This window comes from Azospirillum sp. INR13 (assembly GCF_015390205.1).
GTDB lineage: Bacteria > Pseudomonadota > Alphaproteobacteria > Azospirillales > Azospirillaceae > Azospirillum.
Map to the genome: position 1 here is coordinate 36,273 of NZ_VUOI01000014.1, position 26,664 is coordinate 62,936.

Here is a 26,664-nt window from a genome sequence, read left to right on the forward strand (position 1 = left end):
CAACTTACCAAAGCGGGTGCGGGTGAGCTTTTCTGCGCCGAGCAGGGGTGGAGAGGCGACCGCCAGCCAGGAGGGAGCGCTGCCAGCGGAAACTCGTATTTCCTTTATGTATCAGTAGGTTAAAGGCGATCGACGCCAGCGGATTCACTGTGCGGGCGCGACGGTGGCGGACGGCAGCATCAGCTGTGTTGCTGAAATATCACGCCGTTAATAAGAATGATTTGCATCCGCATCGCGGTTCAGCGCGACTGCCGTTGCTTCCACAGATAGTCCGCCCTGTCCATCGCCTCATCGAACCCGCCGCCCGTGGTGCCAGGCAGGGAGAACAGGGCGAAGGCCGCGGTGCCGACGATGATCCGCTCCGCCCTGCTGTCGCGCATCGCACCGGTCCACACCCCTTGCCAGTACTCCAGGCTGGTGCCGCGCGGCCGGGGCGTGGCCGGCGGCTCCGCCATGCGGGAAGGGAGGGCGAGGTCGTTCGGCTTGCCGTCGATCAGGCGATGGATGGTTGCCGGGCGGAAGGGCGTGTATTGGGCGACGTCGCGCACGCTGCCCAGCACGGAGATGTGGGGCAAGCCCAGCAGGCGCGCGGTGTCGCGATGCAGTTCGCGGTGCGACGGCTTGGTCACGCCCAACAGGCTGGTGTGACCGCCGGCCGGCCTCAGCAGATGGACCGCCTCCAGGGCTGCGTTGCGGAACTGGGTCAGCCGATGCAGGCCGATCAGCCGGTGGATCTGGGGAGCAAGCGCCGTCAGCGGAACATAGGCGATCCGCTGCGTCGCCAAAGCGGCGCCGATGTCGTCCGCGGTCGAGCAGACGGGGATCCCGAGCGCGGCGGCCACCACCTCGTACCGCCCGGCGGCGGGGCCGCTGCCGGTGTTGCCGTGCAGCAGGACGCGGTGCCCGGCCTGCGCCACCAGCTTGGCTGCGTGAAAGAACCAGGGCGGGTTGTGGTAGTTGGGCGAGGTGAAGCAGGGCCAGTCGAGGTCGGCCTCAAGACGGGATGCCGGTCCGGAGGCGTGCGTCCTGCCAAAGCGGCCTTCGAACCGGGCGGCGACATGACCCTGCATCGCCCGCACGAAGCCGGCGAGTTCCGGCGCGGTCGCACCGCGCACGCGCATCATGCCGAACAGCGCGCCGGTCTGGATCGGATCCGCTTCGCCGGCCAGGACGATGGCCATCGCCTCTTCCGCTTCCTCCATGGTCAGCGGGCGGCCATGGCCGCCGCCGGCAATGCCGAGAACGCCAATGTTCCGGGCCAGCCGGTCATGGGGGGAGGTGCTTTGGCCGACCCGATCAAGATTGGCGGCCACCTCCGCCGGGGAGGGCTGGCCGTCCAGCAGGTTGGCCGGCCGCATCGCCAGCGGCGGGACCGCAATGGACGACGGTACGTTCCAGCCCGGATCGAAGGGCTCGGACTGTCGGCTGGCGATGGTCGGTTGGAACAGGTCGTCGATGGCCGCCGCCAGAGCCTGCACCTTCGGCCGCAGCGCCTCGGCAAAGGGGGTGGGGACGAGGCCGCGGCCGGAGCGGACGAACAGCGGATCGCCGAACTCCTCCCGCATCTGGCCGAGCAGGCGGCTGAGCGCCGGGGTCTGCATGTCCAGTTCCCGGGCCGCCAGCGTGACGTTCCGCTTCGACAGAAGGGCATCCAGCGCCACGATCATGCGCCCGCGCGTCAATTTGTCGCTTGCTCGGCTGGAACCCCGGCGGGATTCGAGCCGGTCCGCAGGCGCGGGCGGACGATCGCTCATGGTGCCCATATGGTGCTTTCTCCGATCCATTGAAGGCTGGGGTCCTAGCGATAATGATACTCACTCGCGAACGAGCGCAAGCCGTTGCGGTGCCTACTTGAAGGCCAGCAGGATCACGCCGGCGGCGATCAGGACGACGCCGAGCCAGTTCGGCGCCGACAGTTTCTCGCCGAGGAACAGCACGCCGAACAGGGCGACCAGCACGACGCTGAGCTTGTCGACGGGCGCCACCTGGGAGGCGGGACCGAGCTTCAGCGCGCGGAAATAGCAGAGCCAGGACGCTCCGGTGGCGAGACCAGACAGGACCAGGAACAGCCAGGTCTTCCCCGAAACGGCGGATGGCGCCAGCGACTGGCCCGACGAGACGACGATGACGACCAGCAGCAGAAAGATGACGGCTGTACGAATCAGGGTCGCCATGTCGGCGCCGACACCCTCCACCCCGACCTTGGCGAAAATCGCGGTCAGTGCCGCGAAGCAGGCCGACAACAAGGCCGACAGCATCCAGGAGGGAAACAGGCCATCGGGCATTCTTTTGATTCCCTTCATCTTTTCCACGGCGATCGCAAAAGCGCCGGCGGCACCCGAAGCATGGAGGTCCAAGCGCGGGCATGGCCGCCATCCGTACTGCGTCGCATCGCCCCAGGCGGAAGTTTTTGCAAGTGAGAATTAGAGTCGTTAGCATATGCCATCGGACCGGCCCCGGGGGCGCACCGGTCCTTCCTGCCCGCCCGGACCTGTCCCGCGCCCATCGGCGTCCGCAGGTCCGGCGCATTCCGGATAATTTTGGGAGTTGTGATGACCATCGTGACGCGCCGCAGGGATTTGTTGACGGCAGGTCTGGCGATCGGGGTTTCCGGCTTGGCGCCCTTCCTGATGCCGCGTGCGGCCTTCGGCCAGACCGCCGCCGCCGGCACCATTCGCCATTCCCAGGGCGAGACGAAGCTGCCCAAGGCGGTCAACAAGGTGCTGTGCTTCGACATGGCGTCGCTCGACACGCTGGATGCGCTGGGCGTTCCGGTGGCGGGCGTGCCGACCCAGTCGAAGCCGGCTTACCTCGCCAAGTATGACGGCCCCGGCTATGCCAGGATCGGCACGCTGTTCGAACCGGACTACGAGGCTGTGAACGCCGCCCAGCCCGACCTGATCGTCGTCGGCGGCCGGTCCGCCCCGAAATATGCCGAGCTGTCGGCCATCGCCCCCACCATCGACCTGACGGTGAAACCGGAGCGCTTCTTCGACAGCGCGCTGGAGAACGCCGACATCCTGGGCCGCATCTTCGGCAAGAGCGCCGAGGTGAAGGCCCGTGCCGACAAGCTGCGCGCGACGATCGCCGAGGTGAAGTCGATCGCGGGCGGGGCAGGCAAGGGCCTGCTGATACTGACCACCGGCGGCAAGATCAGCGCCTATGGTCCGGGGTCGCGCTTCGGCGTGCTCCACACCGAATATGGCGTGGTGCCGGCGGCGGAGAAGCTCGACACCTCCAACCACGGGCAGGCGATCAACTTCGAGTTCATCCTGCAGACCAACCCGGACTGGCTGTTCGTGCTCGACCGCGATTCCGCCATCGGCCGGGAAGGCCAGTCGGCCAAGCAACTGCTGGACAACGACATCGTGCGCCGGACCGCCGCATGGCAGAAGGGGCAGGTGGTCTATCTGAACGCGGCGAACTGGTACCTGATCGGCGGCGGGCTGAACGCAATGCAGCAGGATGCCGACGACATCAAGGCGGCCCTGACGGGAAAGGCGTGACGATGCCCGCCTTCGCTATCGCCGCCGGCGGTGGATCGCCGGCATGAGGGGGCTTGTCCTGGCTGCCGCCGGCGTCACCGCGCTGGCGGCGGCCAGCCTGTTCGTCGGCGTCAGCGACGTGACGATCGGCGCTCTGCTGGGCGGAGCCTCGGACGAGGCGACGCAGGTGCTGCTGGTCAGCCGCATCCCGCGCACGCTTGCCCTGGTGTTGGCCGGTGCCGGCATGGCGGTGTCGGGCCTGATCCTGCAGATGCTCGCCCGCAACAAGTTCGTCGAGCCGTCCACCGCCGGGACCGCGGAATCGGCGGTGTTCGGCATGCTGATGGTGACGCTGCTGGCGCCGGAAACGCCGATGCTGGGCCGGATGCTGGTGGCGGGCGTCTGCGCGCTGGCCGGAACCGCGCTGTTCCTGGCCATCCTGCGGCGGATGCCGCTGCGCTCGCCGCTGATCGTTCCGCTGGTCGGCATCATGCTGGGCGCGGTCATCACCGCGTCCACGGAATTCGTCGCCTACCGCTTCGACATGCTGCAGTCGGTGCGGGCGTGGGAGACCGGCGACTTCTCCGGCGTGCTGCGCGGGCGGTACGAACTGCTGTGGATCGGCGCCGCGCTGACCGCCGTCGCCTATGCCGCGGCCGACCGCTTCACCGTCGCCGGGCTGGGGGAGGATTTCACCACCAACCTGGGCCTCAACCACCGGCGCGTGGTGTCGCTTGGGCTGGTCATCGTGTCGCTGGTGACGGCGGCGGTGATCGCCACCTGCGGCATGATCCCGTTCCTGGGCCTGATCGTGCCCAATCTGATCAGCCTGGTGCGGGGCGACAACATGCGCCTTTCGCTGCCCTGGGTGGCGCTGTTCGGCGCCGGGCTGGTGCTGGCCTGCGACATCGCCGGCCGGCTGGTGATCCGCCCCTACGAGATCCCGATCGGCACGACCATGGGCATCATCGGCAGCGCGATCTTCCTTTACCTGCTGCTGCGGAAGAACCGCCATGCCGCCTGACCGCCGTTCGCTGCCTCCGGCCGTCCTGATCGCCGGGCTGGGCGGGCTGGCCGCCGCGTCCATCGTCCTGTTCCTGACCGTTGGCGCGAAGGGAAGCTGGAGCTTCATCCTGACCTTCCGCGGCACCAAGGTGGCGGCGATGGTGCTGGTCGGCTGGGCCATCGCCATGTCCACCGTGCTGTTCCAGACCATCACCAACAACCGCATCCTGACCCCGTCGATCATGGGGTTCGACGCGCTGTACCGGCTGATCCAGACGGTGCTGGTGTTCCAGTTGGGATCCGCCGCGGTGGCAGCCTTCGATCCGCGCCTGCGCTTCGGGATCGAGGTCGCGGCGATGGTTGCCTTTTCCTGGCTGCTCTATCGCTGGCTGTTTTCGGGAAGCCTGCGCGGGCTTCACCTGCTGATGCTGGTCGGCATCGTTTTCGGCGTGCTGTTCCGCAGCCTCACCAGCTTCCTGTACCGGGTGATCGACCCCAACGAGTTCCTGGTGGTGCAGGACCGGATGTTCGCCAGCTTCAACCGGGTGGACGGACAACTTCTGGCGGTTTCGGCGCTGGTGGTGCTGGCGGTGTCGCTGGCGGTGTGGCGCAGGGCCGGCGTGCTGGACGTGCTGGCGCTGGGGCGGGACGCCGCCATCAACCTGGGCGTCGATCACCGGCGCGAGGTGATGCGGGTGCTGGTGATGGTGTCGGTGCTGGTCGCCGTCTCCACCGCGCTCGTCGGTCCGGTCACCTTCTTCGGCCTGCTGGTCGCCAACCTGGCCTATCTGCTGGTCGACACGCACCGCCACCGGCTGATCCTGCCGGTGGCGGCGCTGGTCGCCATTCTGGTGCTGATGGGCGGCCAGCTCGTCCTGGAACGGCTGTTGGGCTTCAACGGAGCGTTCAGCATCGTCATCGAGTTCCTGGGCGGAATCGTCTTCCTGACCATCCTTGTGCGGAGAGCGGCCCGATGATCGAGGTCCGGAATGCCAGCAAGTCCTATGGCGAAACCGTCGTCGTCGACGACGTGTCGGTCACGCTGCCGGCCGGCGGCGTGATCTCGCTGATCGGGGCGAACGGGGCCGGAAAATCGACCCTGCTGTCGATGATCAGCCGCCTGCTGCCGGTGCCCGCCGGGACGGTGACGGTGGAGGGCATGGACGTCACGACGACGCCCGGCGACGTGCTTGCCCGCCACCTGTCGATCCTGCGGCAGGACAACCAGATGACGGCGCGGCTGACCGTGCGCGACCTGATCGCCTTCGGCCGCTATCCCCACAGCAAGGGGCGGCTGACGGTGGAAGACCGGGGCCATATCGAGCGCGTCATCCGCTATCTGGAACTGGAGGCGGTCGCCCACCGCTTCCTCGACGAACTGTCGGGCGGGCAGCGCCAGCGCGCCTTCATCGCCATGGTGCTGTGCCAGGACACCGACTATGTCCTGCTGGACGAGCCGCTGAACAACCTGGACGTCAAGCATGCGGTGGCGATGATGAAGCTGTTCCGCCGCACCGCCGACGAGTTCCGCAAGACCATCATCCTGGTGCTGCACGACATCAACTTCGCCTCCTGCTATTCGGACCGGATCGTGGCGATGCGCAACGGCCGCATCGCGCACCAGGGCCCGCCGGAGGACATCATCACCCCCTGCGTCATCCGCGACGTTTATGGTGTGGAGGCCGACATCCACGAGATCGACGGCAAGCGCGTTGCGCTGTATTTCCGTTGACTCAGTTGTCCCAGGGTTTCGGATCGGGGCGGGTGTCGGGCGGCAGGAGATCGTTGGTGTCCCAGCTCAGCATCAGCAGCAGCACCCACTCCGCCCGGTTGGAGAAGCCGTATTGCGGCCCGCTGGAGGAGACCAGTTCGCCGCTGTTCTTATCATAGGCGGTAGCGGCGATCTTGGCGACGCCCTGCGTCAACTCCTTCTTGAACAGTGAGATCTCCGGGGTGGAGGAACTGCCGCCGACCGGCATCGGGATGTCGATGCTGGGGATGCCCAGGAGCGAGCGCTCGCTGTCCACCGACAGGGCGCCGACGCGCAGTTCGACGACGGTGGCGGCGGCGTCGCGCGTCTGTGCCATGGCGGCGCCGTGGCGGAGCAGGGCGTCGCGGACGGCGAAGACGGCGTATTTGGTGTCGTAGCCCTCCACGCCGCTGGCATCGACATAGACGCTGCCCTTCACCGCCAACCGGCCGGCCAGACGCTCCGCCGCCTGATCCGCGGCAGTGGAGATCAGAAGCTGCTCGGTGGCGGAACGCGCAGGTGTCGTGACCTGTACGGAGGAGCATCCAGCGAGACAAAACCCTGCGGCTGCGAATATTAGAGAGGTGGCATTCCTGTATAGATGATGCCATGCCCTGTCCATCGCTGGCTTGGACATGTGGAATGCAATCGTCCGACTACAGAACATTTTCCTTTTCCCTGGCCTCAACCGCCGGCGTCCCTGCGTGCGGCAGGGTGTCACCTGAGGCGGCCTATCCAGACCGAGGCCTTCGTTCCGGTCAACAGCGCAAATGTTCAGGTCGGGCGCTATGCGCCCGGAGCACCCCTCAGCGGGTCGGCAGTCGGTCGAGTTGGTCGGGGGTGGGGGTGCCGTTCGCCCGCAGCAGGATCGCCTCGCCCGATGCCGGGAAGATGCCGGTCAGTGCAGTGACAGTGACCTGATGCGTCACCAGCACGACCGGCTGGCCGTCGCGCGGCAGGTCGGCCAGAAACTGGCGCAGTTCGGTGATCTTGTCCTTTTCCTCTTCCGGCCGACGGATGAAGGAGTTGAGGGCGGACATCTCCGTTACCGGACCGAGGTCCAGCAGCCGCGCCGTCTCCAGGCAGCGGCACCACTGGCTGGACAGCACGCGGGCTTTGGCGATGCCGAGCTGCCGCAGCCGCTCGCCGATGCGCTTGGCCTGGGCGCGGCCGTCGTCGCTGAGGTTGCGCTGGGTCGCGCAGTCGTCCAGCGTGAAGCCGGGCGGGTCGCCGGTGCCGGGAGCCTCCGCATGGCGCATCAGCACGACCAGACCGGCAGTCTCCACCGCGGCGGCGGGAAGCGCACTGCCCAGGACGGCAAGCAGCGCGGCGGCGGAAAGAACCATCAGGGTATGGCGGCGCTGGACGGGCATCGGCATCTCCGTTGGCGGTGCGGTTCCCCATTCCCACTTGCCGGGACGGCGGTCCACCCCATGTGTGGCGAGGATGCCTGATGAGAGGGAGTGCGTCACCATGGTCCGCAACCGCCTGCTCAACACCCGATCCCGAATCCTTGTTGCCGCAAGCTTCGCTGCCGCTACCGCGGCGGTGGCACTGCCGGCGCTCGCCCACCATGGCTGGGGCGGCTATGATTCCGACAAGACGCTGACCCTGACCGGCACGGTGGAGGCAGTTCGCCTTCAGCAACCCGCACGCCATGCTGAACCTGCAATCGGACGGCAAGCTGTGGCATGTGGTGCTGGCGCCGCCCGGCCGCATGACCGCGCGCGGCCTGCCGGACGGGACGATCAGGCCCGGCCAGACGGTGACCGTCGTCGGCTATGCCCACAAGTCCGAACCGGCGGAACTGCGGGCGGAGCGCATCACCGCTGACGGCAAGACCGTCGAGCTGCGCTGATGGACCACAGCCAGGGCCCGACCGGACCCGGCTGGCTGGTGGCGCTGGAGACCTCCGGCCTGGGCGAGACGCTGCGCGGGTCGCTCTGGCTCTACCCGCTGGTCGAGGTGCTGCACATCCTGGGGCTGGCCTTGCTGGTCGGGGCGATCGCGGCCTTCGATCTGCGGGCTGATGGGCCTGCACGCCCGCCTGCCGGCCGAAGCGCTGTCTCGCCTGTTGCTGCCGGTGGCGGTCGTCGGCTTCGTCCTGGCGGTGCCGACGGGACTGCTGCTGTTCATCAGCGAGGCGACCGCGCTGGCCCGCAATCCGGCCTTCCTCGTCAAGATGGGGCTTCTGATCGCCGCGCTCGGCAACATCGCGCTGTTCCATCGCGGTGCCGGGCGGCGGATCCTCGATTGGGGCGGGGGAGGGCGGCCACCGCCGGCGGCGCGCGTGGCCGGCGCGGCCTCGCTGCTGCTGTGGGTCGCGGTTCTGGCCGCCGGGCGGCTGATCGCCTACATTTAGGGAGAACTGCATAGACCCTTCGGGGTATCGCCAGCCTTGCAAGCGCAAGCGTTGCCTGGGCAGAGTGGCCACGACGCTTCCGATCCGAAGGATAATGGCTGTGAGCACCCTGGGACGCACCCCGCGCTGGCCCTGTCGCTGGCCCTGTCCCTCTTCGTCTGGGTGTCCGGGCCCTGCTGGGCGGCGGGAACGGAGCGGCGAGTGGCGCTGATCCTGGGCAACAGCGCCTATCGGCATGCGCCGTCGCTGCCCAACCCGGTGAATGACGCCAAGGCGATGGCCGACTCCCTGCGCGCGGCCGGGTTCGAACTGGTCGGCGGGGCGCCGCAGATCGATCTGGACCGGGCGGCGACCGAGCGGGCGATCCGCAGCTTCGGCGGCAAGCTGGCCGGGGCGGATGTCGGGCTGTTCTTCTATGCCGGGCACGGCATGCAGGCGCGCGGCACCAATTACCTGCTGCCGGTCTCCGCCAATCTGGAGAAGGAGTCGGACGTCCGCTATGAGCTGATCGACATCGCCATGGTGCTGGACGAAATGGCTCTGGCGGAAAGCCGGATGAACATCGTCATCCTGGACGCCTGCCGCAACAATCCCTTCGGCGGCCGCGGCCTGCGCGCCGCGTCGCCCGGACTGGCGCAGATGCAGGCGCCGGCCGGCACGATCATCGCCTATGCAACGCAGCCGGGCGCGGTGGCGGCCGACGGCACCGGGTCGAACAGCCCCTACACCGAAGCGTTGTCGAAGGCCCTGCTGAAACCGGGCGAGACGGTGTTCGACGTCTTCAACGATGTCGGCATCACGGTCAAGCGCAACACCGGCGGCGTCCAACAGCCTTGGGTGTCGGCATCCCCCATCGAAGGGCGCTTCTATTTCCTGGGCCGACGACGGTGGTGACCCAGCCGCCGCCCGAAGCGCCCCCTTCCACGGGTGCCGCGGCGGGAGCCGACAAGGAAATGCTGTTCTGGGACAGCATCAAGGGCAGCTCCAACCGCGGGCTGTTCGAGGCCTATTTGAAGCAGTTCCCGCAGGGCACCTTCACGGCGATTGCCGAGGCGCGGATCGCCGAACTCGGCGGGACGGCGAATGCTGCCGCCACGGCGGAGCGGGCGCCGGTCTCGGTCGCCGCCCTTGTCGCTCCGCCGGATCCCGCACCGGCGCCGTCCGCTCCCGCCGCCCGGCCGGTCGATGTCGAGGCGATCCCCTATCTCAGTGCCAAGGCGCGCGCCGCACTGGCCATCTATCCCGGCCTACCGTCGCCCAAGGCTCTGGCGATTTCGACCAAGGGGAACTACGCCTACTTCTCCAACAAGTCGAACAGCCGGACCGCGGACGACGTCAGGCGCAGCGCCCTGCAATATTGCCAGTACAGGGCGGAGGAGCCCTGCACCCTCTATGCCGCCGACGACGGCGTGGTGATGGACGGCAAGCGCTTCGTCCCGATGCCGGTGGAGATCCTGGGCTCCGGCCCCTTCGATCCGGCGCGCGTTCCCTTCGTCAGCGAGCGCACGCGCAAGGTCGGCATGGTCAACTACCAGCGCAACCCCGGACACAAGGCGCTGGCCCTGACGCTGACCGGCCGTTGGGCGTCGGTGTGGGACCGCGACAGCGAGGAGGAAGCCGGCACGGCGGCGGTGGAGAAATGCGAGCAGGCCGGCCGCAAGGAGGAGTGCATGCTCTACGCCGTGAATGACGAGGTCGTCCTGGACGAGCCGCCCGAGGAAGAGACGGCCGACGACGAGGAGGAGTGACCCGGCATCCCCGTAAGCGGTCTCGGGAAACGAAACGGGCCGGCACCTTGAAGGGTACCGGCCCGTTTGGCATTACGGTCCTGATGCAATCCCGTCAGCGGTCGCCCAGATCGTGTTCGATCTCGGTGACCAGCCGTTCGGCGCATTGCACGGCGCGCCGGCGGTCCTCGTCGGTCATGCCCTGCATGGGATCGGATTGCGCCGGGAAGGAGTCCGACCGGCAGAGCCGGCGCCCCGATGCGCAGACCATCACTTCGTACTGGCGGCTGTCCTCGTTGAACAGGCACTCGGACTCGAAGCCCTTGGCGTCGGTTTCGGCCCACATGATCGTCTTGCTCATCGTCCGGCTCCTTTGGTCTGGGTCGGTATTTTTCGTTCGGCGCGGCTTACTTGGCCTTCGCCATCGCGACGGCGGTGTCGGCCATGCGGTTGGAGAAGCCCCACTCGTTATCATACCACGCCATGACGCGCACGAAATTGCCGTCGATGACTTTCGTCTCCTTGAGCGCGAAGGTCGAGCTGTGCGGGTCGTGGTTGAAGTCGGAGGACACCAGCTCCTCGTCATAGGCGCCCAGCACGCCCTTCAGCGGGCCGTTGGCGGCGTCGCTGATCGCCTTGGTGATCTCCTCGACCGAGGTGGCGCGGCCGGCGGTGAACTTGAAGTCGACGACCGAGACGTTCGGGGTCGGAACGCGCATGGCGGTGCCGTCCAGCTTGCCCTTCAGTTCCGGCAGAACCTTGCCGACGGCCTTGGCCGCACCGGTGGAGGTCGGGATCATGTTCAGGGCCGCGGCGCGGGCGCGGTGCAGGTCCTTGTGGTTGGTGTCGACGATCCGCTGGTCACCCGTGTAGGAGTGGATCGTGGTCATGAAGCCCTTCTCGATGCCCACCAGGTTGTGGAGGACATGCGCGACCGGCGCCAGGCAGTTGGTGGTGCAGGAGGCGTTGGAGACGATTCGGTGCTCGGCGGTCAGCTTGTCGTGGTTGACGCCGTAGACGACGGTGATGTCCTCGTCGGTGGCCGGAGCGGAGATCAGCACCTTCTCGGCGCCGGCTTCCAGATGCTTGGCGGCATCGGCGCGCTTGGTGAAGATGCCCGAGCATTCCATGGCGATCTGGACGCCCAGATCCTTCCACGGCAGCTTGGCCGGGTCACGCTCCTGCACGACCTTGATGGAGTGGCCGTTGACGATCAGGACACCGCTCCCGTCTTCAGATTGGGCGGTCTCGATGGTGCCGGGGAAGCGGCCGTGGACGCTGTCGTACTTCAGCAGGTGCGCATTGGCCTTCAGATCGGCCAGGTCGTTGATCGCCACGACCTCCACGTCCTTGCGGCCGCTCTCGTAGATGGCGCGAAGAACCAGACGGCCGATGCGGCCAAAACCGTTGATCGCTACCCGTACAGCCATGATCGTGCTCCAGTCGTTCCGTTGCGGTCTCGTGCCGGTAGGGGCGGAGACTCGATTTAACCGGGGAAGGCGGGTTTCGGCCCGCCGGGGGTGCAATTTTTAGGCGCAGAATCGGCCGTCAGGCCGGGACCGCGCGAGGAGAGGCGATGTCCAGCCAGGCCGGCAGGGCATCGCGGGTGGTCAACTCGCTGAAGCGGCCGTCCACCCCTGCTGCGGCCAGAGCCGCGATGGTGTCGTCACCGGCCGCCACCGAGCGCAGGCCGGCGTCGCGGGTGCGACGGGCGATGAACCAGGCCAGCGCGTTGGTGCCGCCGTCGAAGGGGGCGATCTCATAGACGCCGAGCGGGCCGGTCCAGACGACCGTTCCGGCGGTCTCGACGCAGGCGGTCAGCCGTGCGACGGTCGCCGGGCCGATGTCGAGGACCATGTCCTCCGGACCGATGGCGGCACAGGATACGACGCGGTCCTCCGCACCCTCCCGCGCTTCGGTCGCCACCACCACGTCCACCGGCAGCAGCAGCTCGCAGCGGCAGGCCCTCGCCTTGTCCAGGAGCTTGCGCGCCTCGCCGATGAGGTCATGGTCGCACAGCGAGGCCCCCATGTCGGTGCCGGCCGCCGCCAGGAAGCTGTTGGCGATGCCGCCTCCGAGCGCCAAAACGTCGACCCGCGTCATCAGCCGAGCCAGCAGGTCCAGCTTGGCCAACAGCCCGGTACCGCCGACGATGGCGCAGACCCGGCCGGCGGGGGCATGGGGAGCCGGCCGCTGCGATGCGCCGGTGCTCCGTCCACCCTGGATCAGTTGCATCCGGCCGGTCAGGCGGGGAGCCGGATTGCCCTGGAAATCGGTCGTAACCATGAAGCCTGTCCTTTCCTTGGAACTAAAGTATATTAATATATCAGTAGCCGGCGCAAGGATAATCCGCCCTCTGGCGGGGGCATGCCACTTTGCCGCAATGACTCGGCTCACGCGGTCCGGACCGGTCCGGCGCTTCGGGCTTGCGTCTTCGGGCATGAGTCCACCTGCGAAGCCGGAGCCGCGGCACGGCGGGTCTCGCGGTACAGGATCAGCAGGCCGCTGGCGATGACGATGGCGGCGCCGATCATCACATGGGCAGCCGGCACGTCGCCCCAGACCAGCCAGCCGAGGATCGTCGCATAGATCAGGCTGGCGTAGCTGAAGGGGCCGACCACCACGGCGCGCGCCAGCGAATAGGCCCGCGTGCTGAAATACTGGGCCGCGCCGCCGGCAATCCCATGCCCGCCATCAGGGTCAGCGCATGCGCATCCGGCGTGATCCAGTCGAAGGGCAGGGCGAGCGCGCTCAGCGCAGTGGAGATGACGGTGAAGTAGAACACGGTGGTCACCGGCTTTTCCGTCCGTCCCAGCTGGCGCATGGCGATCATCGCCAGGGCGTAGCAGACGGCGGCGGTCAGGGCGACGATGGCGCCGCGGTCGATCATGTCGGGACCGGGCTGCACCATGATCAGCACCCCGGCGAAGCCGACCACCACTGCACCCCAGCGGAAGGCCCCGACCTTCTCGCCCAGCAGCGGAACCGACAGGGCGGTCAGGAACAGCGGGGCGGAGTAGGAGATCGCCACCGCATTGGCGAGCGGCATCAGGTGATAGGCCCAGAACAGCAGGACCATGGAGGCGAGGCCGATGACGGCCCGCCACAGATGCCCGCGCCAATGGGTGGTGTGCAGGCAGCTCCGCCCGCCTGCCGCGACCACCATGGCGACCGCCGGCAGAAGGGCGAACAGGTTGCGGAAGAAGGTGACCTCGCCCAGCGGATAGCTTTCCGCCAGGATCTTGGCCAGCGCGTTCATGACGGTCATCAGGACCATCGCCAGCAGCATCGACAGGATGCCGAGCCGGATGTTCTCCGGCGGTCTGGCGGTGGAGCTTGTGGGGACCTGTTCCATGATGACGTTTCCTCGCCGGCTAGACTTCCCTCTCCCGTCCCGGGAGAGGGTCTTTACGCCGCCCGGCTCAGCGCCTCGGCGGCGATGACGCCCAGGGTGTGGCGGGCGATCATCCGTTCCTCGTCGGTCGGGATGATGAACACCGGCACCCGGCTGTCCTGGGCGGAGATGCGCGTTGCCTTGGCCCGGTTGGCCGCCGCGTCGATCGACACGCCGAGCCAGCCAAGCTTCTCCGCGACCCGAGCCCGCACCAGCGTGGAGTTCTCGCCCACGCCTGCGGTGAACACCACCGCGTCCAACCCGCCCATCGAGCCGGCCAGCGCCGCAACCTGCTTGGCGACGTTGTGACAGAACAGCTCCACCGCCTCGGCCGCCGCCGGAAGATCGGAGTTCTCCAGGTCGCGCATGTCGTTGGAAAGGCCCGACACGCCCAGCATGCCCGACTTGTGGTAGAGCAGCGTCTCCAACTCGTCGGCGCCGTAGCCCTTCTCGCGCATCAGGTAGATCAGCACGCCGGGGTCGATGGCGCCCGGCCGGGTGCCCATCGGCACGCCGTCCAGCGCGGTGAAGCCCATGGTGGTGTCGACGCTGTGCCCGGCGCGCATGGCGCACAGGCTGGCGCCGCTGCCGAGATGGCAGACCACCACATGCGCATTCGCCAGCTCCGGCGCCACCTGCGGCAGGCGGTGGGCGATGTACTCGTAGCTCAACCCGTGGAAGCCGTAGCGGCGGATGCCCTCCGCCGTCAGCTCGCGGGGGATGGCGAAGGTCTGCGACTGCCAGGGCTGGGTCTGGTGGAAGGCGGTGTCGAAGCAGGCGACCTGCGGCAGGGAGGGGTAGACCTGCGCCAGCGCCCGCATGGCGGCGATGTTGTGCGGCTCGTGCAGCGGGGCGAGCGGGATCAGCTCCTCCAACTGGTCGAGCACCGCCGGGGTGACGCGCACGGGGGCCGAGAAGCGGGTGCCGCCATGGACGACGCGATGGCCGGCGGCCACCAGCGTGGCGCCCTTCAGCGTGTCGCCGATCCAGTCGAGCAGATGGTGGAGAAGCTCCGGACGGCCCGGATTCTCACCGGCGGCCCAGCTGTGGTCGGCGATCTTGTGGCGGGCGGCGTCCTTCGCCTCGAAGCGGGGGGCGGTGCCGATGCCGGAGATCTGGCCGGTGACCACCGGCTCCAGCTCTGCGGCGTTGCCGCCGCCCTTGTTTCCCGTTTGGAACACGCAGAACTTCAGGCTGGAGGAGCCGGCGTTGATGACGAGGCAGGCGTCGCTGCCGGACTTGGAGTATGCAGCCATGACGATAACGTCCTATTCGGCGGCCAGCGCGAGCTTCGGCTGGCGTTGAGCGGCGGCGACCAGCGAGGCGACGGCGCAGGAAGCGAGACGTGCCCGCACGTTGTCGGCGCGGCTGGTGAGGATGACCGGAACCTTGGCGCCCAGCACGATGCCGGCGAGGTCGGCGTTGGCCAGGAAGGACAGCTGCTTGACCAGCATGTTGCCGGCTTCCAGGTCGGGGGCGAGCAGGATGTCCGGCTGTCCGGCGACCGGGGAGACGATGCCCTTGGTGCGGGCGGCCTCGGCGGAGATGGCGTTGTCGAAGGCCAGCGGGCCGTCCAGGATGCCGCCGGTGATCTGGCCGCGGTCGGCCATCTTGCAGAGCGCGGCGGCTTCCAGCGTGGTGTTGATCTTCGGGTTGATCGTCTCGACCGCCGACAGGATGGCGACGCGCGGGGTGGCGACGCCCAGCACCTTGGCGAGGTCGATGGCGTTCTGGACGATGTGGACCTTGTCCTCCAGCGTCGGGTAGATGTTGATCGCCGCGTCGGTGATCAGCAGCGTCTTGGAGTAGGTCGGCACATTCATCAGGAAGACATGGCTGATCCGGCTGGCCGTGCGCAGTCCGGTCTCCTTCTTCACCACCTCGCCCATCAGCTCGTCGGTGTGCAGGCTGCCCTTCATCACTGCTTCGGCCTCGCCGGTGCGGGCCAGCGCCACGGCGGCCGCCGCGGCGGCGCGGCTGTGGGCGGCGTCGACGATGCGGTAGCGGGCGATGTCGAGCCCGTTGGCGGCGGCGACCTTGCGGATGAGGGCTTCCGGCCCGACCAGGATCGGGTCGATCAGCCCGGCCTGGGCGGCCTCGACGGCGCCCTGGAGGGAGCTGGCGTCGCAGGGATAGGCCACGGCGGTGACGACCGGCGGCAGCTCGTCGCATTTGCCGAGCAGGGCGTCGTGCTTGTCGTGGCGGATCATCTGGATCTGCGGCAACTCATGCGCCGGGCGGATGACCTTCTGGGTGGGGGCGATCACCTCGGCGGTGCCGAGAACCACGACTTCGCCATCCTGGTTGGTGCAGACGCAGTCGAAGACGACGACGTTCTTGGCCGGGCGCTTCTCGATCACGGTGACGGTGGCGGTGACGATGTCGCCGAGGCCGACCGGGCGGCGGAACTGCAGGCTCTGGCCGGCATAGAGCGATCCGGCGCCGGGCAGGTAGGTGCCGAGCACGCCGGAGATCAGCGACCCCGACCACATGCCCGGGCCGATCACCTTCTGGAAGCGGCTGTCGGCCGCGAATTTCGGGTCCAGATGGGCTGGGTTGATGTTGCCCGACACGGTCGCGAACAACTCCACATCCATCAGCGTCAGCTGGCGGGAAAGGCTGGCCGTCTGGCCGATCCGAATCTCGTCGAAGGTCACATTCTCGACCACGGCGCCGATGCCGTTGCCGAACGCTTCACCACTGGCACGCATTTTTGAACACTCCGGTTGACCGGGTCGATCGAGCGGCCCGTTTTAAGGCTCGACAGGGCGGCGCCTGGAAAATCGGAAACGTTCCGCTGCCGGCTTGTGCCGGCATTCTGCGCCGCGCGGGAACCATAGATATATTAGTATATTAAATGTGCATTGCAACATAGAACCGACGGAAACCCCGGCCCTTGACACTATGCCGCAGGTCTATGGTGCGGCTGGGCGGGGAACCCCCCTTCCCCCGGGGAGAGAGTCGGGGGAAGGGGGCAGAAGGGCGAGCAATCTCAGCGATAATGACGCTCGCCGCCCGTCCTGGAAGTCCCTTTGGGCGCGGCCTTTCCGGTTCTTGTCGCTTCTCCGGGGGCGGGAGAGAGCGGGGCGGGACGGTCGCGGGGCAGGGGGCCTCCGGATCTCTGGAAATCAGGCCTTCAGGATGCCGCGGCCGGCGAAGCGGGCGGCGACGCCGAGCTGCTCCTCGATGCGGATCAGCTGGTTGTACTTGGCCAGACGGTCCGAACGGCTCAGCGAGCCGGTCTTGATCTGGCCGCAGTTGGTGGCGACCGCCAGATCGGCGATGGTGCTGTCCTCGGTCTCGCCCGAGCGGTGCGACAGCACGGCGGTGTAGCCGGCCTTGTGCGCCATGTCGACCGCTTCCAGCGTCTCCGACAACGTGCCGATCTGGTTGACCTTCACCAGGATCGAGTTGGCGACACCTTGGCGGATGCCCTGGGCCAGACGCTTCGGGTTGGTGACGAACAAATCGTCGCCGACCAGCTGCACCTTGTTGCCGATGGCGTCGGTCAGCGCCTTCCAGCCTTCCCAGTCGTCCTTCGCCATGCCGTCCTCGATCGAGATGATCGGGAAGCGGCCGACCAGATCGGACCAGTAGGCGACCATCTGCTCCGGCGACAGCGACTTGCCTTCGCCGGCCAGCTCATACTTGCCGTTCTTGAAGAACTCGGTCGAGGCTGCGTCGAGCGCCAGCATGACGTCGTCACCCGGCTTGTAGCCGGCGGCCTCGATGGCCTTCATGACGAAGCCCAGCGCCTCGTCGGTTGAGCCCGATGTTGGGGGCGAAGCCGCCCTCGTCGCCGACATTGGTGTTGTGGCCGGCGTCCTTCAGCTTCATCTTGAGGGACTGGAAGATCTCGGAACCCATGCGGATGGCGTCCGCGCCGGTTTCGGCGCCCACCGGCATGATCATGAATTCCTGGATGTCGATCGGGTTGTCGGCATGGGCGCCGCCGTTGATGATGTTCATCATCGGCACCGGCAGCAGCGAGGCGAAGGCGCCGCCGACATAGCGGTAGAGCGGCAGGCCGGCATCCTCGGCGGCGGCGCGGGCGACCGCCAGCGACACGCCCAGGATGGCGTTGGCGCCGAGCCGGCCCTTGTTCTCGGTGCCGTCGATCTCGATCATGGTCATGTCGAGCACGCGCTGGTCGGCGGCATCCATGCCGATCAGGGCCTTGGCGAGTTCACCGTTGACCGACTGAACGGCCTTCAGCACGCCCTTGCCGCCGAAGCGGCCCTTGTCGCCGTCGCGCAGTTCGACCGCCTCATGGGCGCCGGTGGAGGCGCCCGACGGCACCGCGGCCCGGCCGAAGGCACCGGTTTCGAGGGTGACGTCGACCTCGACGGTGGGGTTGCCGCGGCTGTCCAGGATTTCGCGGGCGCGGATTTCGGTGATGGCGCTCATGGGAAGGGATGTCCCGTATCTTGAAGGGTTGTTCGGCAGGGCGGATGGCCGCTTTGACATGGCCGCTTTGATTTCGACCGTCATTCCCGCGGAAGGCGGGACTCCAGGGCATGCGGAGGGAAGCCGGCGAGGCGGCCTGGATCCCCGCTTTCGCGGGGATGACGGATTGGAGAATGGGGAGGAGGAGAGGACGTACGCCGCTGCTCAGCGCAGCTTGGGGCGGCGGTAGATGAACCAGTAGACCGCACCCACCATGACCGCACCGCCGATCCAGTTGCCGATGGTGACCGCGGCGAGGTTGACCAGATAGTGGCCGACCGGGATGGAGGGAGCGGAGCGGCCGAGGTCGGCCCAGAAGCTGTCCGGCGCGCCCCATTCGATCAGCAGGCCGAGCGGGACGAAGTACATATTGGCGACGCAGTGCTCGAAGCCGGCGGCGACGAAGGCGGCGACCGGGAAGGTGATCGCCAGGATCTTGTCGCCGACGCTGCGCGCGCCGAGCGCCAGCCAGACGGCGAGGCAGACCAGCACGTTGCAGAGGATACCGAGGAAGAAGGCCTGGCTTGTCGGCAGCGAGCTTTTGGCCACCGCGAAATACAGCGCCGATGCGCCGACCGCGCCGTGCCCGAAGGTATATTGCCCCGACAGGAAGACCAGCAGCGCCGTGCCGGCGGCGCCGACGAAGTTGCCGATCCACACCGTGGTCCACACCCGCATCATCTCGCGGGCATGCAGCCGGCCGCTGGCCCAGGCCATCACCATCAGCGCGTCGCCGGTGAACAGCTGCGCGCCGCCGACGATCACCAGGATCAGGCCCATGGAGAAGACCAGCCCGCCCAGCAGCCGGGTCACGCCGTAGGGCATCATGCCTTCCGCCCCCGACATGGTGACGGTGGCGAACAGGCCGCCCAGCGCGATGAAGGCACCGGCCAGTACGGCCAGCGCGAACAGGGTGGGGGTGTCGTAATGTGCCTTCTTGACGCCGAGGTTTTCGGCGGCGAGAGCGATGGCGTCGGGCATCAGTGCGTCGAGAGTTTGCGGAGTCGGCTGGCTCCAGCCCCCCACATCCTTGCTGTCCATGTTCATCGGTCGATGTCCTCGCTGCCGCGCATCGGTGCAGGCCCGTCGGCGGGAAGTGGTTCCGGACCCTGCCGGCTTCCGCTCCCGTCTTGTAGCTTTACTACATACTCCTGTCGGGGCAGCCCGTGCAAGCGCGCCCCCTGGGTAATTCCGTCGCAGGGGGCGCACAGGCGGCAGATTGGAAAACAAGGGTTTTCCAGGAAAAATGGCCGATGCTTGCTTCGGTTGCGGTTCTGTAGTGTTGCTACATCATGACTGGAGGGCGGCCGGTGCGCGCGGTTCAGCGGCGCGGATCGCAGACGGCATAGCGGCCCCGCCCGGCATGCTTGGCACGGTAGAGCGCGTCGTCCGCCGCCTTCACGAGGGACCGGGCGTCGTCGGCATCCCGCGGGTACAGCGCGATGCCGATGCTGGCGCCGACCGTCACGCACTCGCCGCCGAGCGTGATCTCCGCCGACAGGGCGCGGATCAGCTTGCCGGCGATCCGCTCCGCATCGGCGGGGGAGCCGATTCCCTCCAGCAGCACGGTGAACTCGTCACCGCCGATCCGTGCGACGAGGTCGGAGCCGCGCAGGCATCCCGACAGCCGATCCGCCGTCACGCGCAGCACCTGGTCGCCCGCACCGTGGCCCAGCCGGTCGTTCACCGGCTTGAAGCTGTCCAGATCGATGAACAGCAAGGCCAGCGGCTGGCCGATGCGGCGCGACCGTTCGAGTTCGGATTGGGTGCGGGCGAAGAACAGCCGGCGGTTCGGCAGGCCGGTCAACGGATCGTGGTTGGCGAGATGGTCCTTTTCCGCCTCGCTGCGCCGAAGCATTTCCTCCATGGCCCGCCGGTCGGTGACATCGCGGGAGATGCCGACGACGCCAAGGACGGTCCCTTCGCGGTCGCGGCAGACGGTCTTGACGGTTTCCATCAGCCGCTGCCGGCCGTCGCGGTAGACGAACCATTCCTCGTTGCGCGCCATTCCCTGTTCCATGGCGCGCAAATCTCCCTGCCGGCGGCGCTCCGCCGTTTCGGCGTCGACCAGATCGGCATCCCGCAACCGGTCGTCGGGAAGCGGCCGCCAGCCGACATAGTCCAGGGCCGCAAGATTGTAGTTGAGGTAGACGCCGTCCCGATCCTTGAAGAAGACGATGTCCGGCATCGAATCGATCAGGCTTTGCAGAACCGCGCGCTCGTGGTGCAGAGCCTCCAGCGTGGCGCGATGATCGGTCACATCCTCCATCAGCCATACCTCGCCGCCCCGGGTCAGATAGGCGAAGAAGCGTATCCAGCGCCGGTTGCCGTTCCTGCAGGTGATCTCCAGGTCGGTCAGGACCGAGGCTTCCGCCAGCCGTGCGGCGTCGTAGCGGCTGCGGATCTCACGGTCATGGCCGGGGTAAGCGGCGGAGAACCATGCGTCCATGCCGGGCAGGTCTTCCTGCCGGTAGCCGGTCAACCGCTCCGCCGCCTGGTTGATGAAGATCCGCTCGTCCTCGACATAGGCCGCCGCCATCGGCAGATGCTCCACCATCCGCGACAGGTGCAGCGCGGAGGGCGCCGCCGCTTCGGCCGGACGCGGCCTGCCATGCACGAGCATTGCCGTCCGCCCGTCGGTCAGACGGATGCCGGAGCAGTGGCAGGACAGGGAGGCCGGGCCGGTCGCAGCCGCAATGATCCAGCGCTCGCTCACGCTGGCGCCGTTCGAAAGCAACAGGGCGTATTCGGGAAGCCGCTGCCGGACCGCCTCCGGCAGGAAGCAATCGGCGTTCGCGGGGAGCTCATTCGGCGACCGCAATCCCCAAAGGGTGCAAGCCGCGCCGTTCGCCCAGAGGGCGTGGCCTGTCCGCAGATCGGCGACCCAGATCGGGTCGTCAATCAGGGTAAGTGCTGCAAAATCATTCGTTGACCAATGTTGGCCGGACGTATGGTTGATGCAGGCTGCCGCGCCCATGTCGGAGTACGTCCAAGGTTATAATTATAAGCATTTTATCAGACAGAAACGTTAATTTCATACGAACGCAACACGTCGGACTCCCCGAATAGCACGGAGAGGTTGGGGCAATTCATTTGGACGCTTATGTAACTTTATGCTGCGCTTTCGGAAATAATTGACTGACGGCGGTGCGGCCCGAATGACCCCGCAACCGGCGGTTGGATCAGCCAAGCAGCTGTTCGAACAGGTCGTCGCCGCCCATCTGGCCGCCTTTCAGCATCAACTCCAGCCCGTCCGCCGCCGGATCGTCGGCATGGGTGCGGCTGACGGTGACGCCGGGCGCCAAGGTGCAGCGGTAGGACAACCCCCAGCAGCCGAGCGCCCGCACCGCGAGACTCGACGTGTCGCCGCCGGCGATGCCGAGCCGGCGCAGGGGCACTGCGCGCAGCACCGCTGCGGCGAATGCCGCCGTGGCCGCCGCGACCCGGCCGGCGCGGGTGGTGTCGGCGCTTCCCGGCTCGGCCGGCGCGGTCCATACCAGCGTGTGGCGTCCATCGCGCAAGGATTCGGCGACCTCTCCCAGCAGGCGTTCGGCATAGCCGGGATCGTCGCACAGGGCGGCGGCATCGGCCTGGATGCGGCTGTAGGACCTGGCCGCTTCGATCTGCCGGCGGGTTACCGGCGACAGGCTGCCGGCCATCAGGAAGACCGGGCTGACGCTGTGGCGAGCGGCGTCTCCTCGATGAGCGCGGGCGGGGATTGGGCGTCCCAATTGGCGGTCAGGGCCTGGGCGACGCCGCTCGGCCCCACCGCCAGCAGCGGCTGGCGCAGGGCATGGGTCCAGATCAGCCGGCCGACGGCGGCGAGGTCGGCGCTGCGGGAGACGTCCAGAAGCACGGCGGGGGGATGCTCCGCCAGCAGCCGCTCCAGCAGGATGTCCAGCGCCACGTCGTCCAGGCAGTAATCGGGGTAGTGCAGAGCCGCCGTCCCGTCGAGCCCCTGCGCGGCGAGGTGCCGGCGCAGGTCGGCCTCTGCCATAGGGGTGACGGGGTGAGCGCTCATGGTCGGGTGGCGGTCGATGCGGTGGACCGTGCCACCGGTGCCGGCTGCGGCGAACAGGGTGCTGAACAGGCAGTAGCGGCCGATGTTCGGCTGCCCGCCCACCACCGGGCGGAACCGGTTGGGGAAATGGGGCGCAAGGGTGCGCACCGCCTCCCCGATGCTGCCGATTTTGGGGGCGCTGTCGAAGGTCGAGCAGCATTTGTAATGCATCACCGGCACGCCCAGCGCCGCGAAGAAGCGGCCGACCGGCTCCAGTTCCGTCCGCATGGCGTCGGGCGGCATGCTGCGGGCCGCCCCGGCGATGCCGATGGCGTCGAGCGGACCACCGGCGCCTCTCTGTGCGGCACCCAGCCGGCCGACGTCGGGCACGTCGAGGAACAGCAACGCCCGCCGCCCGGCCTTCGCCAGCGCGGCCAGCGTGTCGGTCGCCCCGGTGAAGTCGTCGCCGTACCAGCCGAGCTTCGGGATCGCCGGCATGATGGTCAGTCCTTCTTTCCGAAGAAGTCCAGCGACCGGCGCAACTCCGGCAGATCGGCCGCCGCATCGTCGAGAGTGCGCCCGGCGCGGACGGCGTCCCAGGCCTGCCGGATGCTCAGCACCCCGGCCGCCGGCCCATCGGGATGGGCCATGATGCCGCCGCCGGACATGAACATCAGGTCTGCCGTGCCAACCGCTTCCCAGGTGACCGGCACCGTGCCGGCCCATTGGCCGGAGGAGAAGGCGGGCATGACGGCGTCCGCAGCGTCGGACGCATCGGCGGCCAGCGGCGCCAGGCACGCCCGTGCGCCGTCGATCACCTCGGCGTCGGGCTGGGCGAATTTGCCGTTCAAGCCGTGGACATGCATGTGGTCCACCCCGGCCAGCCGCCACAGCGCCTGATAGGCGTCGAAGCCGATGCCCAGCAGCGGATGGCGGGACAAGGCGCCGAAGCCGTTGCGATGACCGTGCAGCACCAGCCCGCTGTGCCGGCGCAGGGTCTGAACCGCCGAATAGCCGCACCAGTTCAGGCTGACCATGATGCAGGACCCGCCTTCGCGCTCCACCAGATCGGCGTGGCGGCGCATGGCGTCGGTCTCGTCGGTGATGTTGAAGGCGACCATCACATGCTTGCCGGTGCGGTCCTGGTGGCGGCGCACCCGGTCCATCACCGCGGGGATGCGCTGGGCCAGCGGCGCATGGGCCGGGTCGGCGCAGATCTCGTCGTCCTTGATGAAGTCGAGCCCGGCGGCACACAGCGTGCCGACCAGATCGCCGGTCTCCTCGGCCGACAGCCCGACATTCGGCTTGATGATGGAGCCGACCAGCGGCCCGTCCTGCACCCCGGTCAGCCGGCGCGTGCCGGCGACGCCGTGGCGGGGCAGGTCGAAGCGCGCGCGGAAGGCCTGCGGAATGCGAAGGGATTCCAGGCGGAGGCCGGTCACCTCGCCGAGATCATAGAGGTTGCCGGCGACCGTCGCGGCCAGCGTGGGCAGGTTGGCGCCGATGTTGGCGGTGGGGAAGGAGATGGTGATGCGGGCGCGCTGCCACGGGCCGGTAGTGCGCTGACGCTCCAGCCAATTGTTGGGCAGGGCAGGCGTGTCGGCGGTGTCGAGCTTCTCCACCGACTCGACGATGGCGCGGGCGCGGGCGCGCAGGTCGTCGGTTTCGCCATGGACACGGGTGAAGGTGCCGCAGGACTGCTCGCCCGCCATCACCTCCGCCACCTTGGCCGGGGCGAGGGGGGTTTCGATCAGGTATGTGGCTTCGATGCGGTCGGCGTGCATGGGCTTGGCCTTGTTCGGTCGCATGGAGGAGCGGCGGCTTATTGCCCCCACCCCGACTCTCCCCCGCTGGGCGGGGGAGGGGGACTGGCGCTTAAGCGGGGAGGGGGAGGTTAGGTGGGGGTCTGACCTCGCCCTCTTACAGCTTGCCCAAATCCGGAAACGGCCGCACCGGATCGGACCCGTCCCAGCCCAACGAGGCCTCGCGGATCAAGTCGAACATCCTGCCCTTCGGGCCGGCGACCTCCGACAGCTCGATCACCGTGCCTGGGTGGTACTCGGTGTCGAAATAGACGAAGCGGCCCTTCTCGCCGACCTCGCCGCTCATCACCGGCTTGAAGCCCTGGCCGAGCAGCCGCTCCAGGTCGGCGTCGTAATCCTCGGTCCAATAGGCGACATGCTGCAGGCCCGTGTTCCCGGCCTGGAGGAAGTCGCGGTACATAGACGGCGCGTCGTTGCGGGTTTGGATCAGCTCCATCTGCAGCGGACCCGAGTTCGCCAACGCCACCGAATTGTGAACCTCGTAGGATTCGCCGCGGTAGGTGTAGTTCCGGATCGGAACCCGCTCGTTGTAGAACCAGGGGCCGATGCCGAGCGTGCGGCTCCAATAGTCCATGGCGGCCTCGATGTCGCGCACCACGTAGCCAGCCTGACGGATCTGGCCGAAGAATCGGCTCATAGAAGGAACTCCGGATAAGGGGGGATCGGATCGAACCGGCGGCTCTCAGCGCGCCAGGAAACCGGTCGAAATCCAGGGGATGGCGGCGACGATCACCAGGCCGACCAGCAGGGCGCCGACATAGCCCCAGATGTGCTTCAGGCCTTCGTCGGGATTCACCTTGCTGATGGCGCAGGCGCCGTAATAGCCGACGCCGAAGGGCGGGGCGAACAGGCCGATGCCCATGGCGAAGATGACGACCATCGCGTAATGCACCTCGTGCACCCCTGCGGCGCGGGCAATGGGGAACAGCAGCGGTCCGAACAGCACGATGGCCGGGATGCCCTCCAGAACACTGCCCAGGATGATGAAGGCGACGATGGAGATGGCGAGAAAGCCGTAGGCGCCGCCGGGGATGCCGGCCATGAAGCGGGCGAGGTCGGACGAGAAGCCGGACTGGGTCAGGCCCCAGGCCATCGAGGTGGCACAGCCGACGATGAAGATGATGGCTCCGGTCAGCGACGCCGTTTCGATCAGCATCGGCTTCAGCCGGCCCCAGTCGAACTGGCGGTAGATCAGCAGCCCGACGATAGTGGAATAGGCGATGCCGATGGTCGACACCTCGGTCGCCGTCGCGATGCCCTCGACCACCGCGGCGCGGATGACGAAGGGCAGCAGGATGGCGGGCAGCGCCACCATGGCGAGCCGGGCGATCTCGCGGCCGGGGGTGCGCTCGACATGGCTCAGATCCTCATGCCGGTAGCGCCGCCAGACGACGAAGCACAGGCAGGCGCCCAGGACCACGCCCGGCAGCATGCCGCCGGTGAAGAGTGCCGCGATCGACACGCCGGTGACCGACCCGATGGTTATCAGCACGATGCTGGGCGGAATGGTCTCGGTCTGCGCGCCCGTGGCCGACAGCAGCGCCACCAGATCGCCCGGAGGAGCGCCGCGCTTCTTCATCTCCGGGAACAGGACGGGCGCGATGGCCGCCATGTCGGCGATCTTCGAGCCGGAGATGCCGGACACCAGATACATCGCGCCGATCAGCACATAGGACAGGCCGCCGCGCACATGGCCCAGCAGGCTGGCCAGGAACTGGATCATGGCGCGTGCCATGCCGGTCATCTCGATCAGGAGGCCGAGGAAGACGAACAGCGGCACCGCCAGCAGGATCAGGTGGCTCATCCCCTCGTCCAGCCGGCCGACCATCACCAGCAGCGGCGTGGAGGTGGTCAGCGCCAGATAGGCGAAGGTGGCGAGCGCGAAGGAGAAGGCGATGGGCACGCCGGCGAAGACGTTGGCGGCAACCAGCCCAACGAAGAAAATGATGAGGTTCAGCTGTCCCAGCGGCTTCAGCACCGGACCGGCGACCCAGAAGCCCACGACGATGGCGCCCGTCACCAGCGCCGCCGCCAGCACGGTCAGCGGCCGGGCGACCCGCAGCAGGCGGAACAGCGCCGCCACCAGCATCAGCCCCAGCCCGACCGGCAGGGCCGAGGCACGCCAGGCGTTGGATACCTCCATCGCCGGGGTGGTGATGAACTGCTCCTCGATCGCGTAATCCACCGCGTGGTAGAGCACCAGCGCCAGGAAGGCGATGGGGGCGGTGATGGCGATGCATTCCAGCAGGCCCCGCGTCTGCGGGCCGACGCGGCTGACCAGACCAGTCATTCGCATATGCTCGCCCCGGCGCAGAGCCACCACGGCCCCCAGCATCGACAGCCAGAGGAACAGGATCGAGGCCAACTCGTCCGACCAGACCAGCGGGGTGTGGAACAGGTAGCGGGCGACGACGCCGGCCAGCAGGACGATGATCTCGACCAGCACCAGAAGCCCCGCCGCCATCTCCACCCCGACCGACAGGCCGCGGTCGATCTTGCGGAGCAGCGAAGAGGCACCGCCGGTGCCCAAGCTGCCGGGCGCCTCCGCAAAGCCGTGGACCGGTTCGGACAGGTGGGACATGACGGGGGGTTCCTTCATGGAAGAATACCTGAGCGTTTGTGAGTTTTGCCTCTCTCGGCCGTCATTCCCGTCTTCGCGCTCAGGCGCTGAC

At 67.8% G+C, this 26,664-nt stretch carries 26 protein-coding genes and 2 pseudogenes; 8 read left to right on the plus strand and 20 right to left on the minus strand.

The window, feature by feature from the left end:
- Positions 1–239: 239 nt before the first annotated feature.
- Together F1643_RS12380 and F1643_RS12385 are read right to left on the minus strand one after the other, a co-directional pair.
- Positions 240–1,667, minus strand: coding sequence for a glycosyl transferase family protein (locus F1643_RS12380; RefSeq protein WP_255542712.1), 1,428 nt, complete (start codon positions 1,665–1,667; stop codon positions 240–242).
- A 180-nt stretch (positions 1,668–1,847) separates the two neighbouring features.
- A complete protein-coding gene (locus F1643_RS12385; RefSeq protein WP_194913475.1) occupies positions 1,848–2,285 on the minus strand; it encodes an EamA family transporter in 438 nt (145 codons plus the stop codon).
- Positions 2,286–2,552: 267 nt separating this feature from the next.
- Between F1643_RS12385 and F1643_RS12390 the strand changes: the two genes are divergently transcribed.
- Genes F1643_RS12390 through F1643_RS12405 form a run of 4 tightly spaced genes read left to right on the plus strand, consistent with a single transcriptional unit; the run spans position 2,553 to position 6,222 of the window.
- Positions 2,553–3,506 (plus strand): siderophore ABC transporter substrate-binding protein, encoded by a 954-nt coding sequence (locus F1643_RS12390; RefSeq protein WP_194913476.1) that lies wholly within the window; start codon positions 2,553–2,555, stop codon positions 3,504–3,506.
- A 43-nt stretch (positions 3,507–3,549) separates the two neighbouring features.
- Complete coding sequence (locus F1643_RS12395) at positions 3,550–4,509, plus strand: ABC transporter permease (protein ID WP_194913477.1); 960 nt, start codon at positions 3,550–3,552, stop codon at positions 4,507–4,509.
- A complete protein-coding gene (locus F1643_RS12400; protein ID WP_194913478.1) occupies positions 4,499–5,467 on the plus strand; it encodes an iron chelate uptake ABC transporter family permease subunit in 969 nt (322 codons plus the stop codon). Before F1643_RS12395 ends, F1643_RS12400 begins: the two co-directional genes overlap by 11 nt.
- Positions 5,464–6,222, plus strand: coding sequence for an ABC transporter ATP-binding protein (locus F1643_RS12405; RefSeq protein ID WP_149224209.1), 759 nt, complete (start codon positions 5,464–5,466; stop codon positions 6,220–6,222). Before F1643_RS12400 ends, F1643_RS12405 begins: the two co-directional genes overlap by 4 nt.
- 1 nt (position 6,223) lies before the next feature.
- Here the strand turns inward: F1643_RS12405 and F1643_RS12410 are convergent, their stop codons facing one another.
- Together F1643_RS12410 and F1643_RS12415 are read right to left on the minus strand one after the other, a co-directional pair.
- Complete coding sequence (locus F1643_RS12410) at positions 6,224–6,877, minus strand: DUF6655 family protein (RefSeq protein WP_194913479.1); 654 nt, start codon at positions 6,875–6,877, stop codon at positions 6,224–6,226.
- Positions 6,878–7,046: 169 nt separating this feature from the next.
- Entirely contained in the window at positions 7,047–7,613 is a 567-nt protein-coding gene (locus F1643_RS12415; protein ID WP_194913481.1) for a histidine phosphatase family protein, read from the minus strand.
- Positions 7,614–7,897: 284 nt separating this feature from the next.
- Between F1643_RS12415 and F1643_RS23085 the strand changes: the two genes are divergently transcribed.
- The 4 genes from F1643_RS23085 to F1643_RS23095 all read left to right on the plus strand — a co-directional run bounded on the left by F1643_RS23085 (position 7,898) and on the right by F1643_RS23095 (position 10,350).
- Positions 7,898–8,098 (plus strand): hypothetical protein, encoded by a 201-nt coding sequence (locus F1643_RS23085; protein WP_255542713.1) that lies wholly within the window; start codon positions 7,898–7,900, stop codon positions 8,096–8,098.
- A gap of 171 nt (positions 8,099–8,269) precedes the next feature.
- Positions 8,270–8,602 (plus strand): hypothetical protein, encoded by a 333-nt coding sequence (locus F1643_RS12425; RefSeq protein ID WP_255542714.1) that lies wholly within the window; start codon positions 8,270–8,272, stop codon positions 8,600–8,602.
- 201 nt (positions 8,603–8,803) lie between these two features.
- A complete protein-coding gene (locus F1643_RS23090) occupies positions 8,804–9,496 on the plus strand; it encodes a caspase domain-containing protein (RefSeq protein ID WP_370540578.1) in 693 nt (230 codons plus the stop codon).
- Positions 9,493–10,350, plus strand: coding sequence for a hypothetical protein (locus F1643_RS23095; RefSeq protein ID WP_255542715.1), 858 nt, complete (start codon positions 9,493–9,495; stop codon positions 10,348–10,350). Before F1643_RS23090 ends, F1643_RS23095 begins: the two co-directional genes overlap by 4 nt.
- A gap of 94 nt (positions 10,351–10,444) precedes the next feature.
- Here the strand turns inward: F1643_RS23095 and F1643_RS12435 are convergent, their stop codons facing one another.
- From F1643_RS12435 to F1643_RS12495, 16 genes and pseudogenes are all read right to left on the minus strand, one after another.
- A complete protein-coding gene (locus F1643_RS12435; protein WP_014189010.1) occupies positions 10,445–10,690 on the minus strand; it encodes a hypothetical protein in 246 nt (81 codons plus the stop codon).
- A gap of 46 nt (positions 10,691–10,736) precedes the next feature.
- Complete coding sequence (gap, locus tag F1643_RS12440; protein WP_194913482.1) at positions 10,737–11,759, minus strand: type I glyceraldehyde-3-phosphate dehydrogenase; 1,023 nt, start codon at positions 11,757–11,759, stop codon at positions 10,737–10,739.
- Positions 11,760–11,877: 118 nt separating this feature from the next.
- The gene (gene pgk / locus F1643_RS12445) at positions 11,878–12,615 is read right to left on the minus strand and encodes a phosphoglycerate kinase (protein ID WP_194913484.1); all 738 of its coding nucleotides are present in this window, start codon (positions 12,613–12,615) and stop codon (positions 11,878–11,880) included.
- Between the two features lie 107 nt (positions 12,616–12,722).
- Positions 12,723–12,953 carry a hypothetical protein gene (locus F1643_RS23100; protein ID WP_255542717.1) on the minus strand — a complete coding sequence of 77 codons (231 nt, stop codon included), beginning with the start codon at positions 12,951–12,953 and terminating at the stop codon, positions 12,723–12,725.
- A complete protein-coding gene (locus F1643_RS12450) occupies positions 12,920–13,684 on the minus strand; it encodes a DMT family transporter (RefSeq protein ID WP_255542718.1) in 765 nt (254 codons plus the stop codon). Before F1643_RS12450 ends, F1643_RS23100 begins: the two co-directional genes overlap by 34 nt.
- Positions 13,685–13,737: 53 nt before the next feature.
- Entirely contained in the window at positions 13,738–14,979 is a 1,242-nt protein-coding gene (locus tag F1643_RS12455; protein WP_194913487.1) for an acetate/propionate family kinase, read from the minus strand.
- A 12-nt stretch (positions 14,980–14,991) separates the two neighbouring features.
- Positions 14,992–16,434 (minus strand): bifunctional enoyl-CoA hydratase/phosphate acetyltransferase, encoded by a 1,443-nt coding sequence (locus tag F1643_RS12460; RefSeq protein ID WP_194913488.1) that lies wholly within the window; start codon positions 16,432–16,434, stop codon positions 14,992–14,994.
- Positions 16,435–16,851: 417 nt separating this feature from the next.
- Positions 16,852–18,130 (minus strand): annotated as a pseudogene (gene eno / locus F1643_RS12465) (phosphopyruvate hydratase).
- A gap of 204 nt (positions 18,131–18,334) precedes the next feature.
- Positions 18,335–19,216: a formate/nitrite transporter family protein gene (locus tag F1643_RS12470; RefSeq protein ID WP_194913489.1), complete on the minus strand. Its 882-nt coding sequence runs from the start codon at positions 19,214–19,216 to the stop codon at positions 18,335–18,337.
- Positions 19,217–19,490: 274 nt separating this feature from the next.
- Positions 19,491–20,885: a diguanylate cyclase domain-containing protein gene (locus F1643_RS12475; RefSeq protein WP_370540582.1), complete on the minus strand. Its 1,395-nt coding sequence runs from the start codon at positions 20,883–20,885 to the stop codon at positions 19,491–19,493.
- 81 nt (positions 20,886–20,966) lie between these two features.
- Positions 20,967–21,146, minus strand: a pseudogene (locus F1643_RS24770) (hypothetical protein); the annotation flags it as partial.
- A gap of 205 nt (positions 21,147–21,351) precedes the next feature.
- The gene (locus tag F1643_RS21705) at positions 21,352–21,828 is read right to left on the minus strand and encodes a nucleotide-binding domain containing protein (RefSeq protein ID WP_206692463.1); all 477 of its coding nucleotides are present in this window, start codon (positions 21,826–21,828) and stop codon (positions 21,352–21,354) included.
- Positions 21,828–22,667 carry a four-carbon acid sugar kinase family protein gene (locus F1643_RS21710; protein ID WP_206692464.1) on the minus strand — a complete coding sequence of 280 codons (840 nt, stop codon included), beginning with the start codon at positions 22,665–22,667 and terminating at the stop codon, positions 21,828–21,830. Before F1643_RS21710 ends, F1643_RS21705 begins: the two co-directional genes overlap by 1 nt.
- Before the next feature lie 5 nt (positions 22,668–22,672).
- Positions 22,673–23,977, minus strand: coding sequence for a ribulose-bisphosphate carboxylase large subunit family protein (locus F1643_RS12485; protein ID WP_255542719.1), 1,305 nt, complete (start codon positions 23,975–23,977; stop codon positions 22,673–22,675).
- 112 nt (positions 23,978–24,089) lie between these two features.
- Positions 24,090–24,629: a VOC family protein gene (locus F1643_RS12490; RefSeq protein WP_194913491.1), complete on the minus strand. Its 540-nt coding sequence runs from the start codon at positions 24,627–24,629 to the stop codon at positions 24,090–24,092.
- A 45-nt stretch (positions 24,630–24,674) separates the two neighbouring features.
- Complete coding sequence (locus tag F1643_RS12495; RefSeq protein ID WP_194913492.1) at positions 24,675–26,573, minus strand: TRAP transporter large permease subunit; 1,899 nt, start codon at positions 26,571–26,573, stop codon at positions 24,675–24,677.
- Positions 26,574–26,664 lie beyond the last annotated feature (91 nt).

What these genes read in the sequence shown, in the direction of transcription:
- F1643_RS21710 (WP_206692464.1), bottom strand. Translation starts at nt 22,667, where the DNA reads ATGCCGGCGATCCCGAAGCTCGGCTGGTACGGCGACGACTTCACCGGG.
- F1643_RS12455 (WP_194913487.1), bottom strand. Translation starts at nt 14,979, where the DNA reads ATGGCTGCATACTCCAAGTCCGGCAGCGACGCCTGCCTCGTCATCAAC.
- F1643_RS12400 (WP_194913478.1), top strand. Translation starts at nt 4,499, where the DNA reads ATGCCGCCTGACCGCCGTTCGCTGCCTCCGGCCGTCCTGATCGCCGGG.
- F1643_RS12385 (WP_194913475.1), bottom strand. Translation starts at nt 2,285, where the DNA reads ATGCCCGATGGCCTGTTTCCCTCCTGGATGCTGTCGGCCTTGTTGTCG.
- F1643_RS12450 (WP_255542718.1), bottom strand. Translation starts at nt 13,684, where the DNA reads ATGGAACAGGTCCCCACAAGCTCCACCGCCAGACCGCCGGAGAACATC.
- gap (WP_194913482.1), bottom strand. Translation starts at nt 11,759, where the DNA reads ATGGCTGTACGGGTAGCGATCAACGGTTTTGGCCGCATCGGCCGTCTG.
- F1643_RS12490 (WP_194913491.1), bottom strand. Translation starts at nt 24,629, where the DNA reads ATGAGCCGATTCTTCGGCCAGATCCGTCAGGCTGGCTACGTGGTGCGC.
- F1643_RS12435 (WP_014189010.1), bottom strand. Translation starts at nt 10,690, where the DNA reads ATGAGCAAGACGATCATGTGGGCCGAAACCGACGCCAAGGGCTTCGAG.
- pgk (WP_194913484.1), bottom strand. Translation starts at nt 12,615, where the DNA reads ATGGTTACGACCGATTTCCAGGGCAATCCGGCTCCCCGCCTGACCGGC.
- F1643_RS12470 (WP_194913489.1), bottom strand. Translation starts at nt 19,216, where the DNA reads ATGAACATGGACAGCAAGGATGTGGGGGGCTGGAGCCAGCCGACTCCG.
- F1643_RS12410 (WP_194913479.1), bottom strand. Translation starts at nt 6,877, where the DNA reads ATGTCCAAGCCAGCGATGGACAGGGCATGGCATCATCTATACAGGAAT.
- F1643_RS21705 (WP_206692463.1), bottom strand. Translation starts at nt 21,828, where the DNA reads ATGGCCGGCAGCCTGTCGCCGGTAACCCGCCGGCAGATCGAAGCGGCC.
- F1643_RS12380 (WP_255542712.1), bottom strand. Translation starts at nt 1,667, where the DNA reads ATGATCGTGGCGCTGGATGCCCTTCTGTCGAAGCGGAACGTCACGCTG.
- F1643_RS23085 (WP_255542713.1), top strand. Translation starts at nt 7,898, where the DNA reads ATGCTGAACCTGCAATCGGACGGCAAGCTGTGGCATGTGGTGCTGGCG.
- F1643_RS12495 (WP_194913492.1), bottom strand. Translation starts at nt 26,573, where the DNA reads ATGTCCCACCTGTCCGAACCGGTCCACGGCTTTGCGGAGGCGCCCGGC.
- F1643_RS12425 (WP_255542714.1), top strand. Translation starts at nt 8,270, where the DNA reads ATGGGCCTGCACGCCCGCCTGCCGGCCGAAGCGCTGTCTCGCCTGTTG.
- F1643_RS12405 (WP_149224209.1), top strand. Translation starts at nt 5,464, where the DNA reads ATGATCGAGGTCCGGAATGCCAGCAAGTCCTATGGCGAAACCGTCGTC.
- F1643_RS12460 (WP_194913488.1), bottom strand. Translation starts at nt 16,434, where the DNA reads ATGCGTGCCAGTGGTGAAGCGTTCGGCAACGGCATCGGCGCCGTGGTC.
- F1643_RS12485 (WP_255542719.1), bottom strand. Translation starts at nt 23,977, where the DNA reads ATGCGACCGAACAAGGCCAAGCCCATGCACGCCGACCGCATCGAAGCC.
- F1643_RS12415 (WP_194913481.1), bottom strand. Translation starts at nt 7,613, where the DNA reads ATGCCCGTCCAGCGCCGCCATACCCTGATGGTTCTTTCCGCCGCCGCG.
- F1643_RS12395 (WP_194913477.1), top strand. Translation starts at nt 3,550, where the DNA reads ATGAGGGGGCTTGTCCTGGCTGCCGCCGGCGTCACCGCGCTGGCGGCG.
- F1643_RS12390 (WP_194913476.1), top strand. Translation starts at nt 2,553, where the DNA reads ATGACCATCGTGACGCGCCGCAGGGATTTGTTGACGGCAGGTCTGGCG.